This window comes from Xanthomarina sp. F2636L, from assembly GCF_026410195.1.
GTDB lineage: Bacteria > Bacteroidota > Bacteroidia > Flavobacteriales > Flavobacteriaceae > Xanthomarina.
Genome location: NZ_JAPMLM010000059.1, coordinates 1 through 2,643, shown reverse-complemented (window position 1 = coordinate 2,643; position 2,643 = coordinate 1). Strand labels below are relative to the sequence as shown.

Genomic DNA, 2,643 nt, shown 5'->3' with positions numbered 1-2,643 from the left:
TGCTTCAATTAAAATATTATAAGTTCCTGCAAAAACCGGTCTGTAAAAATCGCCATGTGGTAAAGAACTTACCGTATGAGACCCAGTATTATCATGACCAACTAGAGTAACTTTAGCTTCAATAGGGTTTCCACTAACAGCATCTTTTACTTTTCCCTGAAATCCGTAGGTTCCTTGGATTAAGTATTCAATTAAAGCTTCACGGTTATAATTCCAGTGATTTACTAGTTGGTTTGCAGGAATTAATTTAACATCAGATAATTCAACAGTCGTTTCTTTACACTGGTGTGTAAAATTCATATAATCTTGACGTCCACCATACACTCGGTACCAATCTGCACCATGGGTAATCCCATTATCTAAATAATCCATATATCCATTTGGTCCATCAGCTTGGGCATTGTCGGCATACTCTCTAGACACATGTACAAACCAATCATCATCGGCATGTCTGTTATAGGTATTATCCCAAGGATAATTTACAACTTCCACGCCACCATGGAAATTAGCAGATAACACAAAGTGCGTATTGGCTGCTAAGTTCATAAAATGTTGTGTTTCTAATTCATATGAGGTATGACCGTTTGAGTGTGGTCCATTTACATTATCAGGGTAATTTCTATTCAAATCCAATCCATTGGCGTTGGCTCTTCTAGCATTCGCAACTGATGTATTTGAAGCATTATTATAATACGTTCCATCTGGATTTGCCATAGGATTAATCCATACTTCTGAATTATCAATTAAGTTTTTAATTCGATTATGATCTGAATGCCCTGTATCTTTATAGGCCGTTATAAAATAATTAATTAAATTAAGCATTAAAGGGTAACCTGTAATTTCATCACCATGAATAGACGAGGTATACATCACTTTAGGTTCAGCTTCTTCAGTACCTATATTATCTGAAAGCTTCAGAAATAATAACCGTTTATTTCCTCCACCAACACCTTCGGTTGTGCCACCTATATCCACTAATTCACAAATATCAGGATGATTGATTGCAAACTCTTGCATTTGTGTTGCATAATCTGCATAAGTTGGATAGGCAGTCAGTGGGAAAGTTAATGGGTATGGTCCACGTCTTTCAGAAGCTGGTAATTCATTACTCATCACAATACCATAAGCTTCATTGTCTTTAGCTTCTATTTTGTAAGAAATATTGCGTCTTTCAAATTGTGAAAATTGTTTTGTATTTGCCCAAGCATAAACAGTGTTAGTTGCTGGATTATAATTTAAAATAGACATCTCTGAAGTTAAATCCTCAAGCTCTGATGTATTGTTAATTTGAAAACTAAAGGTTATTTCACCTTTTTGTGTCAAATATTCTTGAGCTTTTTGCAAATCATTGGTTTGTGCATGCAAAAAACTAAAAGAAAAAAACAAGATTATTAGGAAATATCTTGTAATAGTTTTTAAGTAGATTAGTTTCATTAGAGTTTGGTTTATGTTTTTATCTGAGCAAATATATATAAATATTTTAAAAATCATCTACAAAATGCAAATAAATCCGATGAAACGTAAAATATGTTTTTATTACTAAATATTATATCAAATGAAAACAGTGCTAATAAATACATATTAGCACTGTAATTCAGTTTTTTGAATTTTAGATTATTAGAACTTAAGGAGTTTTTTAACTATTGTTTGACCATCTTCTATATTTGTTATTTTAATAAAATATGGTGCTTGTTCTAAATTTTCTAATCCATTAACATTTAGTTTTCCGTCCACAGTAGTCTGTAATTTGTTATAAACAAGTCTACCATTTAGATCGAAGATTCTAATTGAAAATGAGTCGTTACTCGATACTATAGGTAGGTTAATTACTATATATGAATTAAATGGGTTTGGTAAAATGTTTACATTTTCATAATTAAATTGGGTGTTACCTAAGGTGTTTTGCATTACTGTAACAGTTGCGTAACAATATGATACATTTCCACTAAAATCTGTAACGGTTAATTCAACATTGTTCACGCCTAAATTACTTGAGGTAAATGAGCTAGGACTAACTGTTATGGTATCAATACCACAATTATCGGTCGAACCATTATCTATTTGGTCAGCTGTAATATTAGCATTGCCAAATTGATCTAGTTCTACAAGTATATCTTGAACTTGACACATAGGATTTACAGTATCACCATCATTTGTCACATCCCAAGTACAAGTACCGTTATTAAAGGTTGCAGTTTCCCAACACTCCGTTGTTGGTTCAGCAGGTTGTGATCCTGTTACATCCCATACACATGTTGTATTGTTAAAGGTTGCAGTTTCCCAGCATTCCGTTGTTGGTTCAGCAGGCTGTGTTCCAGTAACTACCCAAGTACAAGTATTGTTATCAAAAGTAGCAGTTTCCCAGCACTCCGTAGATGGTTCAGCAGGTTGTGTTCCATTTACTGTCCAAGTACAAGTGTTATTATCAAAGGTTGCCGTTTCCCAACATTCCGTTGATGGTTCAGCGGGTTGTGTTCCAGTAACTACCCAAGTACAGGTATTGTTATCAAAAGTAGCAGTCTCCCAACATTCTGTAGATGGTTCTAAAGGTTGCGTTCCAGTGACTACCCAAGTACAGGTATTATTATCAAAAGTAGCCGTCTCCCAACACTCCGTTGATGGTTCAGCAGGTTGCGAACCAGT

Annotated in this window: 2 protein-coding genes; both read right to left on the bottom strand. The window is 34.2% G+C overall.

Features of this window, described 5'->3' with window-relative positions; translation table 11 throughout:
- Positions 1–1,434 (bottom strand): M14 family zinc carboxypeptidase (locus OS191_RS05300; protein WP_267154681.1); only part of this gene is annotated, 1,434 nt, incomplete at its 3' end.
- A 183-nt stretch (positions 1,435–1,617) separates the two neighbouring features.
- On the bottom strand, positions 1,618–2,643 hold a 1,026-nt coding region (locus tag OS191_RS05295), incomplete at its 5' end, for a T9SS type A sorting domain-containing protein (protein WP_267154680.1).